Below are 15940 nucleotides of genomic sequence, written 5' to 3' on the forward strand. Positions count from 1 at the left end.
TGGTTACTCAAGAGTAGGACACGGCCGGGCAGGTGCGCGGGATAATCCTTTCCCCTGTTCAGCCGGCATCCGGTGATACGTCGGATAAGTCCGACATATACTGCCATTGTGCTTCCTGATGTTTTTGCCGCCGTCTCCAACCCGGCGCGGCGCGTCATCCTCGACGAGCTCCGGCAAGGACCCCGAACGGCGGGCGAACTCACGGGGCTGCTGGACCTCAGCCGCCCCGCCGCCTCCGAGCACCTGGCAGTCCTGCGCGAGGCAGGCCTTGTCAGGGAAGAACGCCAGGGCAGGAACAGGGTGTACCACCTGCAGCCTGCCGCCCTCGCCGAGATCGGCGGCTGGGTGAAGCACTTTGAGCACTACTGGAACCAGCGGCTGGATGCGCTGGCCGACCTTCTGGACGAGGAGAAACCGTCATGACAGATAACGCCATTCGGCTCGAACGCCGCTTCCCGCATCCCGCAGCGGCGGTCTGGGCCGCACTGACCACACCCGAACTGCTGGCCCGGTGGTGGGCGCCGGGCAACATCGCACCCGCCGTGGGCCACCGCTTCACCATGGACATGGACTCCTGGGGCCGGCAGCAGTGCGAGGTACTCGCCGTGGACCCGGGCACGTCCATCAGCTTCCTCTTCGCCGAAGGCCAGCTGGACACCACCATCACCTGGCGGCTGGAACCCATTGACGGCGGCACGATCCTCCATTTCGAGCACGCCGGCTTCCGCCTCGATACCCCCATGGGCCGCCATGCGATCGAAGGCATGGGCAACGGCTGGCCGGGCCTGCTGGCAAGGATTGACGGGCTGCTCGCCGAGGTCTCCTGAGATCGGCGCATACCTGCTACGCTCCACGTAGTTGGCCCGTCGATGAGCCTTCAGGCGGCCACCAGCCACCAGCAGATTCACGTGTAAGCGGGGTATCCAGCATGGCCGTCGCGGAAATCCAGGTGGACCAGCGCGTGATCGGAATCGACTCCCGGCGGTTCGCCTCGGTGGAGAAGGCGCTGGTGGAGCTGATCACCAACAGCGACGACAGCTACGCGCGCCTGGAAAAGGCCGGCGGCCAGGTCACCGGCAGGATCGTGGTGGGCTATGAGCGCCACCACGCCGGCGCGGTCCTGACGGTCAGCGACCAGGCGGAAGGAATGTCCTTCGAGCAGGCCGGCCGGATCCTTAGCTACGGCGGCGCACACAGCCCCCTGGCCCGCGGCGAGGGCGCCGGTCGCGGGTACTTCGGGCGCGGACTGAAACAGGCCATCTTCGGACTGGGCCACGGCTGGATCGAAACCATCCAGGGCGGCAGGTTCACCCGCATCGACGTCTTCCGGGGCGAAAACGGCGGCTACCTCTACGACGACGACGGCGCCGACCGCGAGGCCTTCCCTGCGGATTACGCCCGGCTGGGAATAGACGACGGCGGGATCCCTGCCGACGTACGGAACGGCACCAAGGTGACCATCGTCGTCGACAATCCCCGTGCCACGATCACGCAGCAGGCGACCCTGCTGCAGCTGCTCGCGGACAACATCTACCTGCGCGACGTGCTGGGCCGCCGCAACGTGGAACTGGTGCGCGGGACTGCGGGCACCGACGGCTACAGCAGGGACGCCATCCGCTTCGAAGAACCCCCGGCCGCCACGCTCATCGGCCCGGACCGTCCCGGAACCTTCACCGTTGACAGCGTGGATTATGCCTTCACCGTCACGCTCAAGCGGGCCAACGGCGTTGAACTGGCCATGAAGGGCGACGAGCGCACCGCCGGCCTGGTGGTGGAATCCGGTATGGCCGTCCTGGACTGCCAGATGTTCGACTACGAAAACCAGGTAGGCACGGAGTACCTTTTTGGCACTGTCAGGTGCCCGTCGCTGACCGAAATGCTGGGCCGGGGCAAAGCAATCATCAGCGACGAACGCGAGGGGCTGAACCCCAAAGATCCGTTCGTTGCCGCCTTCTCCGCCGCCGTGAGCCGGATGATCGCCGGGGCCGTGCAGGCAGAGAAGGAAAAACTCACCCACCTGGAACGCGCCACCACCTCCGGACGCACTGCCGAAATGATCGAACGCCTGCTGCAGCACATGAGCGCTGCCGCCGTCCTGGACCTGGGCCTGGACACCGGACCAGTCCGCGACGCCGGAACTCCGGGAACCGGGGAGCCGGCGTCCGCGGCGCTGGGGTTCACCACGCCGTTCTACTACCGCCCGCCGGGGCATCCGTTCCATGTGGCCCTGCTGCTGGATCCCGGCCAGCTCCCCGCCGGCGGGACCCTGGAATTCGATGTGGACCTGCCGCAATCGATCCGCCTGGTCCCGGTCCCGGTGTCCCTTCCCGTTTCCGGTGTGCAGGACACAACCCGGCTTGAATGGACGGCTACCGGGGACCGGCCCGGAGACCAAGGGGAAATCACCGTGCGTGCCGGGGACTACTGGGCGCTCAGCGAAATCGTCATCGCCGAACACGCCTCACGTCGAAGCGCGGACCAGCCGCCGCACCCTGCAGTCCCCGGTTACGGCACCCCGCCGGGCGCGCGCCACCAGGCCCACCGTCCCGGCCGGGACCATGGCGTTGACCTCTTCACCGGCTACGACTTCCGCAACCTCCACAACACCACCGACCGGGCCGTTTACAGCGAGGCGGAGCGCAAAGTCATCATCAACACCGCCGCGCCCACCGTGCAGCTGTACGTCGATGGCCGCGGCCGGTTCCGTGACTCCGCCCGGCTGTTGCTGGCCGAGTTGTTCCTCGACGTGATCGCGGAGGAACTGGCGCGGCGCCGGGTGGAGCAGAACGGCCACGCCGGCGACCTTGACGCCTTCCGGAAAGCCAAGCGCAGCATCATCGGCCGCTACGGCAGTGAGGTCCACCGGACGTTCCTGGGGTGACACTACGTTGCTGGGGTGACACCGCGTAGGTCGGGTGGCACCGCGTAGGTCGGGTGGCACCCCCCAGCGGCGCTTCAGGGCTGGAACCGGTAGCCGATGCCCGCCTCGGTCAGCAGGTGGCGGGGGTTTCCGGTGTCCGGCTCGAGTTTGCGGCGCAGCTGGGCCATAAAGACGCGCAGGTAGTTTGAGTCCTTGGCATAGGCCGGGCCCCACACATCGGTCAGGAGCTGCCGGTGGGTGATCAACTTTTCCGGATTCCGCACCAGGATCTCCAGGATCTTCCACTCGATGGGCGTCAGCCGGACATCCGCTCCCTCCCGGCTCACCCGGTGCTTGGCCAGGTCCACCGTGAAGTTCTCCGTGACCACCACCGGTTCCGGTGCCTGCAGGTCCGCGGACCGGCGCAGCAGCGCCCGCAGCCGGGCCAGCAGTTCGTCCGGTCCGAACGGCTTGGTCAGGTAGTCGTCGGCGCCGGCATCCAGGGCTTCAACCTTGTCCTCCGAGGTATGCCGGGCCGAGAGCACCAGGACCGGGACACGGCTCCATTCCCGCAGTTCCTTGATCACGGTGACGCCGTCGATGTCCGGCAGCCCAAGGTCCAGGATCACCAGGGCCAACGGATTCTGGGTGGCGGCCAGCAGCGCTGACCTCCCGTCAACGGCAGTGGTGACCGCATAGCCGCTGGTTTCGAGGGCAAGCTTCAGGATCCGCAGCAGGTGCGGGTCATCATCCACTACCAGGACGCCCGTCACTGCTGATCCGCCGTTGATGCCTGGAAGGGGGCCTGGTGGATCCGCCGGGCCAGGAACGACTGGGGCACCACGGGCGCCTGTCCGCGGGGTCCGTCGTCGGGAAAGCCGGTGGAAAGCGGCAGCCTGATCACCATGGTCAGTCCTCCACCCGGGGTCTCCTCCGCGGTCAGCGTGCCGCCCATCGCCTCGGTAAATCCCTTGGCCACGGCCAGGCCCAGGCCCACGCCGGTGGTCTGCGGAATGTCATCCAGCCGCTGGAACGGACGGAACATCTCCACCACTCTCTCTGCCGGAACGCCTTGGCCGTGGTCGATGATACTGATCTCTCCGGCCGGCTGCCCCTTCAGCGTTGTGTTGCTCAGGCCGCCGGCGCCGCCCACCACGGCAATATCGGAACCCGGCGCATACTTGACCGCGTTCTCCACCACATTGGCGATCACCCGCTCCAGCATCCCGGGGTCCGCCTCGATCTCAGGCATATTCGGCGGCAGTTCCACCCGAACCCTGCCCGCGGGGACGGACCGGAGGGCGCTGGGGATGACCTCGGACCAGCGCACGGGCCGCAGGAGTGGCTCGGCCCCGGGGGAGCTGAGCCGGGACATATCCAGCAGGTTCCCCACCAGCAGGTCCAGCCGGTCCGAACATTCATCAATGGTCTGCAACAGCTCGTGCTCCTGCTCCGGGGCGTAGTGCCGGTCCTTCTGCAACAGCATGCCCACCGAAAGCTTGATGCCGGCCAGGGGAGTGCGGAGGTCGTGGGAAACCGCGCGGAGGATGGACGTGCGCATGGTGTTGCCCTCGGCCAGGCGCAACACTTCACGGCGGCTGTCCGCCAGTTGCTGCCGCTCCAGCTGGGCGGCAAGGTGGACGCCGAACGCCGCCAGCAGGCGCCGGTCTCCCGCGGGAAGCGCACGGCCGAACAACACCAGCCGTGTGGCGGGATCGATGTTCTCCGTCGTTTCGGTGCCAAAATCCGCGGCCCCGGAATTCCCTGCGCCGGAACCTCGGGTGCCAGCATTCCCGCTGCCAAAATCCGGGATTCCGGTCTCGCCCGGTCCTGGCACCTCGCCGGCGCCGGCAACCAGCCGCCAGCCCGCCGTCGTCCGCTCATTGCCGTCCGGGCCGCTGCCGTACAAAGCTGCCCCGCGGACGCTGAAGACGTCGAGGGCCTGCTGGAGCAGGTCCTTCACGCCATCCTCGGACCGGACGGCGCCGCGGGTGAGGTCGGAGAGCGTGGTGGCCTCGGCGCGGGCGCGTGAGGCCTCCTTGGAGCGCCGCGCGGAGAGGTCCACCACCACGGCGACGGCGGCGGAAACCCCGACGAAGACCAGCAGGGAGAAGAAATTGTGGGGATCGCTGATGGTCAGGGTGCCCACGGGAGGCGTCGAGAAGTAGTTGACCAGCAGGCTGCTCCACAGGGCGGCGAGCACCGCCGGCCACAGACCGCCCACCAGGGCCACCGTGACCGATCCGGTCAGCTGCACCAGGATGGCGGTGGACACACCGGGGTCCGGGTCCAATGCCAGCAGGAGCTGCAGGACCACCGGCAGCACCGCGGCGAGGATGAAGCCCACCGTGACGCGGACTCGGCCCAGGTCCCGTTCTCGCCGTGGACCGGCTCCCCGGCCGCCCAGGGGATGGGACACCATGTGCACGTCGATGTCGCCGGAATCGCGGACCACCCGCGTGCCGATGCCCCCGCCCAACAGGCCGCCCACCGTGCCCGCGAACTTGCCCCGCCGTGAAATGCCCACCACGATCTGTGTGGCGTTGACGCTGCGCGCAAAATCGAGCAGGGCCGCGGCCGGATCCTCACCGGCCACAATGTGGTAACTGCCGCCCAGGTCCTCGATTAAGCGGCGCTGGGCTTCCAGGGACTGCGGGGACTCATGGACCACCCCGTCCGCCGCACGGACATGGACCGCCAGCAGATCCCCGCCGTTGACCCGGTTAAGAATCCTGGCCCCGCGCCGGATCAGGATCTCGCCCTCCGGTCCGCCGGTCAGGCCAATCACCACCCGCTCCCGCGCCGGCCAGGTCGCCTGGATGTCGTTGTCCGCCCGGTACCGGGCCAGGCCCTCATCAACCCTGTCCGCCAGCCACAACAGGGCCAGTTCCCGCAACGCGGTCAGGTTTCCCAGCCGGAAATAGTTGGCCAGGGCGGCGTCCACCTTGTCAGGGGCGTAGATCTTTCCTTCACCCAGGCGCTGGCGCAGCAGTTCGGGGGAGATGTCCACCAGGTGGATCTGGTCTGCGCGGCGCACCACCTCGTCGGGCACCGTCTCGGCCTGCCTGACCTCCGTGATGGTGCCCACCACGTCGCCCAGCGAGGCCAGGTGCTGGATGTTGACGGTGGAGAGGACGTTGATGCCCGCGTTGAGGAGCTCGTCAACGTCCTCCCAGCGTTTACCGTGCCGGCTTCCCGGAACATTTGAGTGGGCATATTCGTCCACCACCGCAGTGGCCGGGGCGCGGTGCAGGACCCCGTCCAGGTCCATTTCCTCGAACTCGGTGCCGCGGTAGGGCAGCCGCCGGGGCGGGATGGTTTCCAGGCCTGCCATGAGGGCGCGGGTTTCGGCCCGGCCGTGGTCAAGGGCGAACGCGATAACCACGTCCTCGCCCCGGTTGGCCAGCCGGTGGGCCTCCTCGAGCATCTCGTAGGTCTTGCCGACCCCGGGCGCCGCCCCGAGGAAGATCCGCAGCGTTCCACGTGCCATGCCGTTATTCTTCCACTCCGGCAACGCCGCTCAGGACCGCGGCGATCCGGCCGCCGCCACGTCGAGGTTGAGCGCCGTGACGTTGACGGTGGGCTGGCCCAGGAACGCTGCAAGGCCACTGCTGGTGTTCTTGTCCACCAAGGCCTGGACCGCCTCGGTGCCCAACTGGTGGGCGGCGGCAACCCGCGGTACCTGGAGCCGGGCGTACTCGGGGGAGATGCCGGGATCCAGCCCCGACCCGCTGGCGGTGACGGCGTCCGCGGGGACGTCGGACGGCTGCACGCCCTCGGCCTCCGCCACGGCGGCACGGTTGGCGTTGACGGCATCGGTCAGCTTGGCGTCGTTGGGGCCCAGGTTGGAGGCCGACGACGACGCCGGGTCCCAGCCGACGGCGGAGGGACGGGCGTGGAACCAGGCGGGGTCCTGCGTGCCGTCGTCGTCCTTCACCTGGGCGATCAGCGCCGATGCCGCGGGCGCGCCGGCACCGTCGCGGAGGATGGAGCCATTCGCCTGGTACGGGGCAACCAGCTGCCCGACGCCAAAGACGGCGGCCGGGTAGGCGAGGCCAAGCACCACGGTGGCGAGGAACAGGAAACGGATGGCCGTTCCCGACTGTCGGAGATAACCGGTGAGCGCATTCATGGGGATTCCTAGCCGATGCCGGGGATGAGGGAGATGAGGAGGTCGATGATTTTGATGCCGATGAACGGGGCAATAAGGCCGCCGAGTCCGTACACCAACAGGTTCCGGCCCAGGGCCTGGCCGGCCGAGATAGCGCGGTACTTGACCCCGCGCAACGCGAGCGGTACCAGGGCGATGATGATCAGCGCGTTGAAGATCACGGCCGACAGGATGGCTGAGGACGGCGTTGCCAGGCCCATGATATTCAGCAGCCCAAGCCCGGGGAACGTCGCCGTGAACAGCGCCGGGACGATCGCGAAGTACTTGGCGACGTCGTTGGCCACCGAGAACGTGGTGAGCGCGCCGCGGGTGATCAGCAGTTGCTTTCCGATCCCCACGATGTTGATCAGCTTGGTGGGGTCCGAATCGAGGTCCACCATATTCGCGGCTTCCTTGGCTGCAGGCGTGCCGGAGTTCATGGCCACGCCCACGTCCGCCGCCGCCAGCGCAGGGGCATCGTTGGTGCCATCCCCGGTCATCGCCACCAGGCGGCCCGCGGCCTGTTCCTTCTTGATCACCGCCAGCTTGTCCTCCGGGGTGGCCTCGGCCAGATAGTCGTCCACCCCGGCCTCGGCGGCGATCGCCTTGGCGGTGACCGGATTGTCGCCGGTGACCATCACGGTCCGGATCCCCATTTTGCGCAGCTCCGCGAACCTGGCCTGCATGCCCGGTTTCACCACGTCCGCCAAATGGATGGTCCCCAGGACCCGTGCGCCGGCGGCATCGGCCGTGGCAACCAGCAGGGGAGTGCCACCCTGCGACGAAATATCCTGCACCTGGCGTTCCACCTCCCCGGGCATGCGGGCGCCCAGATCGGCGGCGAAGCTGCCAACGGTGGAGGCCGCGCCCTTCCTGATCATCCGGCCGCCAAGGTCCAGCCCGCTCATGCGCGTCGTGGCCGAAAAAGGGACCACCGCCAACGGCTCTGCGCCCGATTCCAGGGCGGCCAGGTCCGGGCCCAGCACGCCGTGTTCGGCCGCGAGGTCCACAATGGACCGGCCTTCCGGGGTTTCGTCCGCCAGGCTGGAGAGCCGCGCGGCTTCAATCAGTTCGGCCCGGTCCACGCCCGCTGCCGGGTGGAAGTGGACGGCACGGCGGTTGCCGAACGTGATGGTTCCTGTCTTGTCCAGCAGCAAGGACGTGATGTCACCTGCCGTCTCCACGGCACGCCCGGACGTGGCCAGGACGTTGTGCTGGACCAGCCGGTCCATGCCCGCGATGCCGATGGCCGGAACCAGCGCGCCGATGGTGGTGGGGATCAGGCACACCAGCAGTGCCACCAGGACAATGGGCGACGGCGCTGCGCCGGCGAGGGCGGCAAACGGGGCCAGCGTCATGGTGACGACCAGGAAGACGATGGTCAGCGACACCAGCAGCACGTGCAGCGCGATCTCATTGGGTGTCTTCTGCCGGACAGCGCCCTCGACGAGCTGGATCATCCTGTCGATGAAGGTCTGGCCCGGTTCGGCCGTGATCCGGACCACGATCCGGTCGGAGAGCACGCGGGTTCCGCCGGTGACCGAGGAACGGTCCCCGCCTGATTCCCTGATCACCGGCGCGGATTCACCGGTGATGGTGGATTCGTCCACGCTGGCCAGGCCTTCGATGATCTCGCCGTCGGAGGGGATCACATCACCGGCCTCGCACACCACCACGTCGTTCAGGCGCAGTTCCGTGCCCGGTACTTCCTTGGTGGTTCCGTCCGGCAGCCTCAGCCGGGCCTGGACTCCCTTGCGGCCGGCGCGGAGGCTGTCAGCCTGCGCCTTGCCGCGGCCCTCGGCGATGGCTTCGGAGAGGGTTCCGAACAGGACCGTGAGCCAGAGCCATGCGGTGACGGTGATGCCGAAGACGGACGGCCGGAACACGGAGATACCCGTGCAGAGCGCGGCCCCCACCAGCACGGTGAACATGACCGGCGAGTGGATCATCTGCCCCGGGGCCAGCTTGCGGACCGCGAGCGGCAGGGCCGCTGCAACCACGGCCGGCGTGAGTTTGGCGGGTGCCTTGGTGTGGTGCTTGTGCGCGCCGGGGGTGCCGAGCGGATTTCCGTCGGCAAAGGTTTGGGTTTCCGCCCCGGGGGCGGTGTCCATGGTGGACCGGGTCATTTCAGGAGTCCTTCTGCGAGGGGTCCCAGGGCGAGTGCGGGGAAGTAGCTCAGGGCGGTCAGGATGACCGTCACGCCCAGCAGCAGTGTGCCGAACAGCGGGCCGTGGGTGGGGACGGTGCCGGTGGATGCGGGAATCCGGGCCTGCCGGGCCAGGGAACCTGCCAGGGCAAGAACCAGGACGATGGGCAGGAACCGGCCCAGCAGCATGGCCGCGCCAAGCATCGTCGAAAGATAGGGGCCGGAAGTGGTGATGCCGCCGAATGCTGAACCGTTGTTGTTGGCACCGGAGGTGAAGGCGTAGAGGACCTCGCTGAACTGGTGCGGTCCCGTGGCCGGAGCATTGGCCATGGCATCCGGGAGCAGGACGGTGATCCCGGCCAGGGTGAGCACCAGCAGCGGTGTCACCAGGATGTACAGGGCCGCGAGCTTCATCTGGGTGGGGCCGATCTTCTTGCCCAGGTATTCGGGGGTGCGGCCCACCATGAGGCCGCCGATGAACACGGAAATGATGGACAGGATGAGCAACCCGTAGAGCCCTGACCCTGTGCCGCCCGGCGCCACTTCGCCGAGCATCATGTTGACCATTGCCACGCCACCGGCCAAGGGCGGCAAGGAATCGTGGGCTACATTCACCGCGCCCGTGGAGGTGAGGGTGGTGGAGGCGGCGAAGATCGCGCTCGACGCCGGGCCGAAGCGGCTCTCGAACCCTTCGCCGATTCCGCCGGCGGCGGCCGTCGCGGTCCCCTGCGCGGTGGCTACTGCCCAGCCGGTCAGCGCGGTGGATGCCAGCCACAGCGTGGCCATGACGCCGGCTATCGTGTGCCCCTGCTTCTGGTCGCCCACCATCCTGCCGAAGGCATACGGCAGCGCCGAGGGAATCAGCAGGATCAGGAACACCTGGAAGATGCTGACCAGCGCGTTCGGGTTTTCGAACGGGTGGGCCGAGTTGGCGTTGAAGTAGCCGCCGCCGTTGGTACCGAGGACTTTGATGGCTTCCTGGGATGCCACCGGGCCGCCCGGGACAACCTGTGAGACTCCGGTGGCGCTGTTGGTGACGTCCGTGGGTGCGAAGTTCTGCACCACACCGCCGAGAACCATCACCAGGGCGGCGAGGGTGGCCAGTGGCAGCAGGACCCGGAATGACGTCCTGGCCAGGTCCACCCAGAAGTTCCCCAGCCTGTCCGTCCTGGTTCGGGCTATGCCGCGGATGAGGGCGACGGCCACCACGATGCCCACGGCTGCCGAGAGGAAGTTCTGGACGGCGAGCAAGAGCATCTGGACGGCAATGCCGATTGTGGATTCGGGTGCATAGGTTTGCCAGTTGGTGTTGGTGACGAATGAGATGGCGGTATTCATGGCCACCCACGGGTCCACTCCGGGCAGCGCCGGGCTGCCGGGAAACAGGCCTTGTGCCCGTTGGAGGGCGAACACCGCCAGTATGGAGACGGCGGAGAACACCAGGACGCTGCGGAGGTATGTTGGCCACGCCTGTTCGCTGCCGGCGTCCACGCCGGCGAGCCGGTAGAACAGCCGTTCCGGGCGGCTCGAAGCGGTGCCGTCGAAGACGCGCGCGAGGTAGAGGCCCAGTGGTTTGTGGACTGCGGCAAGGGCCAGCACCAGGGCCGCCACCTGGATGAGGAAGGAAGGAGCGTTAAAGGCCACCGGCCGTTCACCACTTCCCGGGCTTGATCAGGGCGGCGAGCAGGTAGCCGAACAGGCCAAGCCCTGCCAGCAGCAGGATCAGCCACATGAGTGCGTCCCCGTTCACTGCCAGTCCTCCGCTTTCTCCTGGCGGGCCGCGGCGGTCAGCAGGTGACCGATCCACATGACGAATCCCATGCAGGCCGCGAAGATTCCAATTACAGCCACGTCGGCCATCAGGTTCCTTTCACTGTTGCCCCGGAAGCGGGGCCTGGTTCCAGTGAATAGCCCGCTGTGGCGATGTAAGGCGGGCCTAACGGATCCTTAACGGCAGGGCCGTGAATCTTAACGCGGATTTAATGCGCGCGGACGCCCCGGAAGGAAGGCGGGGTGGCGTAGGGGCTCAGGGCCAGTCGGCGCGGGTGAACCGGACCTGGCTGTGCAGCGTGAGGAGGAGGTCGGATGACCATTCGGGGACGGTAGTATCTGCGTCTACCTCAGGCACGGACGCCTGCTGCGCATCCTGGTTTGCGGTGCCTTGAGGATCTTCAACTGAGCTTTTCACGCGTCCCCCTCGACAAGCCTGTATGCACACCCTAGGAGCCCTCCAATGGCATGGGAAGAGGGTTAGTCCACAGCCGGGATAAACTGCGCAAATCTTGAGGATCTCCGCTACTGGGAACCCGGAACGGCGGCCCTGCGCCGAGGTTCCACACTTATCGGCGCCCGCGAATCGGCGCCCGCCAGCGGGATGATTTCCATCCTGCCGGCGGGGCCGGCAAGCACCAGGACGTGCCGTGCCGCCACGCTGCCCAGCATTTCCGCCGCCTCCGCCGTGAGCTCCTCCAGGGAGGGCGGAAGTGCGGACGACGGCGTGGGGCCGGGACCGCCGTCGTCCGTCCGCAGCCAGGTGGTCACCTTGGCTCCGCCAACGGCGGCAGCGATGCCGCGGGCCAGGGCCTCGGGGTCTACGGTGCCCGGCGGATAGCCGCAAACCAGGGTGATGTGCTCGATCACCCGCTTGCCCGCCGGGGCCGCGGCGGCGAGCAGTGTCCGGTCATGCCGCCACAATGCAAAGTGGTATCCCGCCACGAGCCCGGCCGCCACCAGGAGGCCCAAGGGGGCGCGGATCCGGTCCAGGACGCTCCCGGCCGTGATGTCACTGAGCAGGAACTCGAAGAGCCGGTAGCCGATCACCAGCAGCGTGACCAGGGCAACGACGGCACTGACTCCGAAGAACGCCACCAGGTAGACGCGCCGCCCGGGCGGGATCTGGTCCGCCGTCCGGGGCTGGTGCCGCGGTTTCCACGCCAGCCACCAGACCGGGCCGCCCACTGCCAGCGAGCTGATGCCGCCAAGGAGCAGGGTGCGGGTGGCGCCGCCCGCCAGCGGCGAGACGGCGGCAGCCAGCAGTGCGTTGACCACCACGCCTACCCCGGAGGCTGCTGCCGCCAGGGCAACGGCGGATGTCACCAGGAGGCTGGCACGCCGGGTCGGGGTGGAACGCCGGACGGAGGCCGTGCGGTGGTAGCGCCAGATCACGGCTCCGATGACGGCAGCCGCGATGGCCGGGGCCAGCGGCTCCAGGAGGACGGTCAGGGGATCGGTCCGGTCAAAGGCCAGCCGCAGCACGACGAACACGGCCACGCCCAGGCCACCCAGGGCGGTGATGCCGGCAACGAAGATGCCGACGGCGATGATGGCAACGTCCACCAGGCCGGTCCGGAAACGCCGGCCGCCCTCGTGGAACCAGTGCCACCACCACACCAGTGCTCCGCCGGCCGCCCACAGCAGTGAACGCAGGACATCGAACCACCAGGGTTCAAAGGACGCTGCTGCCGTGAAACCGCGGATGGCAATGTCCAGCAGCGCGCTCAACGCCGCAATCGCCGCGCCGGCGCCCAGCACCAAGCCAAAAACGGAGCCGACGACGGCCCGCACGTCCTCGAGGTGGGACGAGGGCTTGCGGGGGTGCTTCCACATCCACCGGTGCCACACCCAGATGGCCGCCCAGACCAGTCCGTTGGCCAGCGGGGACGGCCACTGGCTGTCCCTCGCACCGATGAAGGAGGAGGCGAGGTCCAGCAGGGAGGTGGTGGCGATGATGAGCGAGACGGCGTACATCCCGGTCAGGTAGAAGCCCCAGCCCGCGGCGGTGCGCTCGGCTTCGTCGTCGAGGCGCCGCCACACGAGCCACCACAGCAGCAGGGCCAGCGGCCCGCCGATCAGGGTGAAGGCGAGGGAGAGGGCAAGCCCGGCCACATCACCGGAAACCAGAGTGGTTGCCGTCCGGAAGAGCCGCTCGAGGAGTCCGCCCAGGCCCGAGGCGGCAATGACCACCACGGCAAAAAGCAGGCCGTACATGATCAGCCGGCGGAGGGTTGCCAAGCCTCCGGCCGGGACGGGGGCAACGATTCCTGCCGGGGTGCTCACGGCTTCGCCGGAACTGCCGTGCAGGCCATCAGGGGATACGGCGCCTGGTCGATCATCCATTGTCCATTCACCTTCAGGAGCGAGAAGGCGTCCTCCATTTCATACTCGGACGGACCGAACGGGCCGCCCCGGGGGGACTGGACGATCGAAACCCGTACGGTGGCCGAATCGGTCCGCTCCGTCGTCGAAATCAACACGATGCGGGCCGGACGGGGTTCGCCGGAATAGGAGCCGTAGCACCTGCTCCGGGCACCCGGCGTGAGGAAGGTTTCCGCGGTGGGTATGTCGCCGTCGATCACGGCCCTGCTGTACCGCTGGACCACTCCGGCGGGGCTGGCCTGGTCAAGTGGGGCCGGCTCACCGCGGGTGAACACCACTGCCAGCGCAACCACCACCAGCACGGCCACCACACCCACCAGCGCGAGGAGGATCCGGTCCGGTCTTCGTGCTGCGTCGTCCATGGCACGAGTATGGATCCGTGCAGCCGCTTTCACCTGTGCCTTTAGGCCCGTTCCCTTGAGGGTTCAGGGCCAATATTCAACATAATTAAGAAAGAGCGTTGACTGGGCAGAAATCTTCACTATAGTTGTGTGAGTTAGCTCACCGAGTGAAAGACAATCGATGACCACCGAGAGTAGCACCACCGCACCTCCAGCCACCAGCGAACTGCTGGCCACGGTTGGAAACAAGGTGCGGGCCATGCGCAAGGAGAAGGGCATGACCCTCGCCAAGCTCTCGGACATCACCGGACTCAGCCAGGCGATCGTCAGCCAGATCGAACGCGGCATGGCCAACCCGTCCTTCACGACCCTTGCCCAGCTGGCCCATGGACTCGACATTCCCGTGGGAAGGTTCTTCATTGGCCAGGAACAATCAAAATCCCCCGTCGTGCGCAGGTCGGCACGGCGCAACCTGAAAAACGTCACCCGCGAATCCGTGGGCGAAGCAGTCCATGAACTGCTCACCCCGGACCGCGACGGCACCATCGAAGCGCAATGGATCAGTACGCCCCCAGGGCACGACACCAGCGCGACACCTTTTACCCACAGCGGGGAAGAGTTCTGCTACATCATTTCGGGCCGCAAGGACGTCTACTTGGACGGCGTCTGCTACAGCCTGGAAGAGGGCGACTCCATCACCTACCCGGCAGAGACCCCGCACTGGTACAAGAACAGCTACGAAGAGGTATGCGTAGCCATCTGGGTGAACGCACCACACAAGTGGTAGGCATACCGGTCCCCGCCGGCGCCGACGTCCACCCTTAACTGCCCGGACCCCCACGTGGCCCCGGACAATCCTTGCCACCTTCGCAGCATGCGCCTCCTCCAACAGGCGCCGCTGCGTCATACCCTCCTGCGCCGTTCCCGGCGCAAGCGTAAGGACACTTCCATGCTCGACATCCAAGCTACGGACAACGCAGTCCCGTCACCCCGTTCCACCATCTCATCCCCCCGCAACCGCGAAAAGTTCACGCCCGAAGTCCGCAAGGGACTCCTGGGCCTTGGCCTGGGCAACGCCCTGGAATGGTACGACTGGATGGTCTTCGGCCTCCTGTCCGCCTTCATCGGCCCCAACTTCTTTCCCAATGACGAGCCGCTCTCGGCCACCCTGAACGCACTGGCCGTGTTCGCCGTCGGATTCGCCTTCCGGCCGCTGGGCGGCATCCTGCTCGGTACGCTGGCAGACCGCATCGGCCGCCGCCGCGTGATGCTGCTGTCCATCATGCTGATGGCCGGCACCACCCTGGTCATCGCCATCACGCCCAGCTACGCCACCATCGGCGCCTGGTCCGGCATCATCCTGGTTGCCTGTCGCATCCTGCAGGGCATCTCCACCGGCATCGAGGCGCCGCTCTCCACCTCCCACGCGGTGGAACTCGCCCCGGAAGGCCGCGAAGGCTACGTGGCCGGCATCATGTCCTTCTACGTCAACATCGGCATCCTGCTCGCGTCCCTGGTCAGCTTCGTCTGCAGCCTGGTGATCGGCGGCGCGGCCATGGGGGAGTGGGGCTGGCGTGTCCCGTTCATCATCGGCGCCGTGTTCGGCTTCGTGGTGCTCTACCTCCGCCGTTCCCTGCCTGAAACCCTGAAGGCCGAGGAAATGGCCGCCACCACGGCAAAGTCCGTCTGGTCCGGAGTCGGCAAGCACTGGCTCTCCGTCCTGGCAATCGTGTTCGTGGTGGGCGCTGCCCAGGCCTACAACTACGCCTGGAACGTGGGCCTGCCCAGCGCAGCACGCAGCGGTTTCAAGGAAGATCCCACCGCGGTCTTCGCCCTCACCACCATCCTGGGCGCCATCCTGGTGGTGGGCAGCTGGATCATCGGCAAGCTCGCCGACGGCCGGTCCATGTCCCGGTGGTTCCTGGTGACGCGGGTCCTGGCCATTCCCTCCGTCTTCCTGATGCTCCTGTACGTCCAGCCCGGCATCGGCGGTTTCGCGGCCGTGCTGCTCGGCGGCTCGATCGTGCTGGTCCTCAACATGACCCTCTACAACGTGGTCAGCTCGTCCCTGATGCCCAAGAACATCCGCGGCACCGGCGTGGCCCTGGGCTATGGCATCGGTGTGGCCGTCTTCGGCGGCACCGCCTCCTACCTCCTGGTGTGGTTGCAGTCCCTGAACCTCACCTGGGTGTTCCCGGTCTACGTGGCCGCCCTCTCCGTCCTCAGCATCGTTTTCTACCTCGCCGCCCGCCGCTCCAACGGCATCTTCGTCGGAAAGTAAGGATTTC

General features: G+C 67.3%; 14 protein-coding genes. 5 read left to right on the forward strand and 9 right to left on the reverse strand.

All coding sequences use genetic code 11. From position 1 onward, the window contains the following. Positions 1–108 precede the first annotated feature (108 nt). The 3 genes from QRM96_RS11190 (at position 109) to QRM96_RS11200 (ending at position 2881) form a co-directional block, all read left to right on the forward strand. Positions 109–423 (forward strand): ArsR/SmtB family transcription factor, encoded by a 315-nt coding sequence (locus tag QRM96_RS11190; protein WP_285319728.1) that lies wholly within the window; start codon positions 109–111, stop codon positions 421–423. Continuing rightward, entirely contained in the window at positions 420–827 is a 408-nt protein-coding gene (locus QRM96_RS11195; RefSeq protein WP_018760952.1) for an SRPBCC family protein, read from the forward strand. Before QRM96_RS11190 ends, QRM96_RS11195 begins: the two co-directional genes overlap by 4 nt. Positions 828–928: 101 nt before the next feature. Continuing rightward, the gene (locus tag QRM96_RS11200) at positions 929–2881 is read left to right on the forward strand and encodes an ATP-binding protein (protein ID WP_285319730.1); all 1953 of its coding nucleotides are present in this window, start codon (positions 929–931) and stop codon (positions 2879–2881) included. A gap of 74 nt (positions 2882–2955) precedes the next feature. On the opposite strand, the gene QRM96_RS11205 is transcribed toward QRM96_RS11200, so the two are convergent. From QRM96_RS11205 to QRM96_RS11245, 9 genes are all read right to left on the reverse strand, one after another. Continuing rightward, positions 2956–3633: a response regulator gene (locus QRM96_RS11205; protein WP_109045678.1), complete on the reverse strand. Its 678-nt coding sequence runs from the start codon at positions 3631–3633 to the stop codon at positions 2956–2958. Then, positions 3630–6350, reverse strand: coding sequence for a DUF4118 domain-containing protein (locus tag QRM96_RS11210; RefSeq protein ID WP_285319731.1), 2721 nt, complete (start codon positions 6348–6350; stop codon positions 3630–3632). The genes QRM96_RS11205 and QRM96_RS11210 overlap by 4 nt, the downstream gene beginning before the upstream one ends. 30 nt (positions 6351–6380) lie before the next feature. Further along, on the reverse strand, positions 6381–6992 hold the full coding sequence (gene kdpC, locus QRM96_RS11215; RefSeq protein WP_109045680.1) for a K(+)-transporting ATPase subunit C: 612 nt from the start codon (positions 6990–6992) through the stop codon (positions 6381–6383). Positions 6993–7000: 8 nt separating this feature from the next. Continuing rightward, positions 7001–9136 carry a potassium-transporting ATPase subunit KdpB gene (gene kdpB / locus QRM96_RS11220; protein ID WP_285319732.1) on the reverse strand — a complete coding sequence of 712 codons (2136 nt, stop codon included), beginning with the start codon at positions 9134–9136 and terminating at the stop codon, positions 7001–7003. After that, positions 9133–10800, reverse strand: a complete 1668-nt coding sequence (gene kdpA / locus QRM96_RS11225) for a potassium-transporting ATPase subunit KdpA (protein WP_285319734.1) — start codon at positions 10798–10800, stop codon at positions 9133–9135. Before kdpA ends, kdpB begins: the two co-directional genes overlap by 4 nt. A 7-nt stretch (positions 10801–10807) precedes the next feature. Continuing rightward, positions 10808–10906 carry a potassium-transporting ATPase subunit F gene (locus QRM96_RS11230; protein ID WP_018760959.1) on the reverse strand — a complete coding sequence of 33 codons (99 nt, stop codon included), beginning with the start codon at positions 10904–10906 and terminating at the stop codon, positions 10808–10810. A 276-nt stretch (positions 10907–11182) separates the two neighbouring features. Continuing rightward, positions 11183–11344 carry a hypothetical protein gene (locus QRM96_RS11235; protein WP_285319735.1) on the reverse strand — a complete coding sequence of 54 codons (162 nt, stop codon included), beginning with the start codon at positions 11342–11344 and terminating at the stop codon, positions 11183–11185. Positions 11345–11451: 107 nt separating this feature from the next. Beyond that, positions 11452–13272 carry a DUF5671 domain-containing protein gene (locus QRM96_RS11240; protein WP_285319736.1) on the reverse strand — a complete coding sequence of 607 codons (1821 nt, stop codon included), beginning with the start codon at positions 13270–13272 and terminating at the stop codon, positions 11452–11454. Continuing rightward, positions 13209–13673 (reverse strand): LpqB family beta-propeller domain-containing protein, encoded by a 465-nt coding sequence (locus QRM96_RS11245; protein ID WP_018760962.1) that lies wholly within the window; start codon positions 13671–13673, stop codon positions 13209–13211. The genes QRM96_RS11240 and QRM96_RS11245 overlap by 64 nt, the downstream gene beginning before the upstream one ends. A gap of 160 nt (positions 13674–13833) precedes the next feature. Here QRM96_RS11245 and QRM96_RS11250 point away from each other — a divergent pair, with 160 nt between their 5' ends. After that, entirely contained in the window at positions 13834–14439 is a 606-nt protein-coding gene (locus QRM96_RS11250) for a helix-turn-helix domain-containing protein (RefSeq protein ID WP_018760963.1), read from the forward strand. Between the two features lie 162 nt (positions 14440–14601). Further along, positions 14602–15933, forward strand: a complete 1332-nt coding sequence (locus QRM96_RS11255) for an MFS transporter (RefSeq protein ID WP_109045684.1) — start codon at positions 14602–14604, stop codon at positions 15931–15933. The last annotated feature ends 7 nt before the right edge of the window (positions 15934–15940 follow it).

The organism is Pseudarthrobacter sp. lyk4-40-TYG-27 (assembly GCF_030209295.1).
In the GTDB taxonomy this organism is placed as follows: domain Bacteria; phylum Actinomycetota; class Actinomycetes; order Actinomycetales; family Micrococcaceae; genus Arthrobacter.

Coding starts and splice junctions, on each gene's coding strand:
- QRM96_RS11245 (WP_018760962.1), bottom strand. CDS start 13,673: ATGGACGACGCAGCACGAAGACCGGACCGGATCCTCCTCGCGCTGGTG.
- QRM96_RS11200 (WP_285319730.1), top strand. CDS start 929: ATGGCCGTCGCGGAAATCCAGGTGGACCAGCGCGTGATCGGAATCGAC.
- QRM96_RS11240 (WP_285319736.1), bottom strand. CDS start 13,272: ATGGATGATCGACCAGGCGCCGTATCCCCTGATGGCCTGCACGGCAGT.
- QRM96_RS11210 (WP_285319731.1), bottom strand. CDS start 6,350: ATGGCACGTGGAACGCTGCGGATCTTCCTCGGGGCGGCGCCCGGGGTC.
- kdpC (WP_109045680.1), bottom strand. CDS start 6,992: ATGAATGCGCTCACCGGTTATCTCCGACAGTCGGGAACGGCCATCCGT.
- kdpB (WP_285319732.1), bottom strand. CDS start 9,136: ATGACCCGGTCCACCATGGACACCGCCCCCGGGGCGGAAACCCAAACC.
- QRM96_RS11255 (WP_109045684.1), top strand. CDS start 14,602: ATGCTCGACATCCAAGCTACGGACAACGCAGTCCCGTCACCCCGTTCC.
- QRM96_RS11250 (WP_018760963.1), top strand. CDS start 13,834: ATGACCACCGAGAGTAGCACCACCGCACCTCCAGCCACCAGCGAACTG.
- QRM96_RS11195 (WP_018760952.1), top strand. CDS start 420: ATGACAGATAACGCCATTCGGCTCGAACGCCGCTTCCCGCATCCCGCA.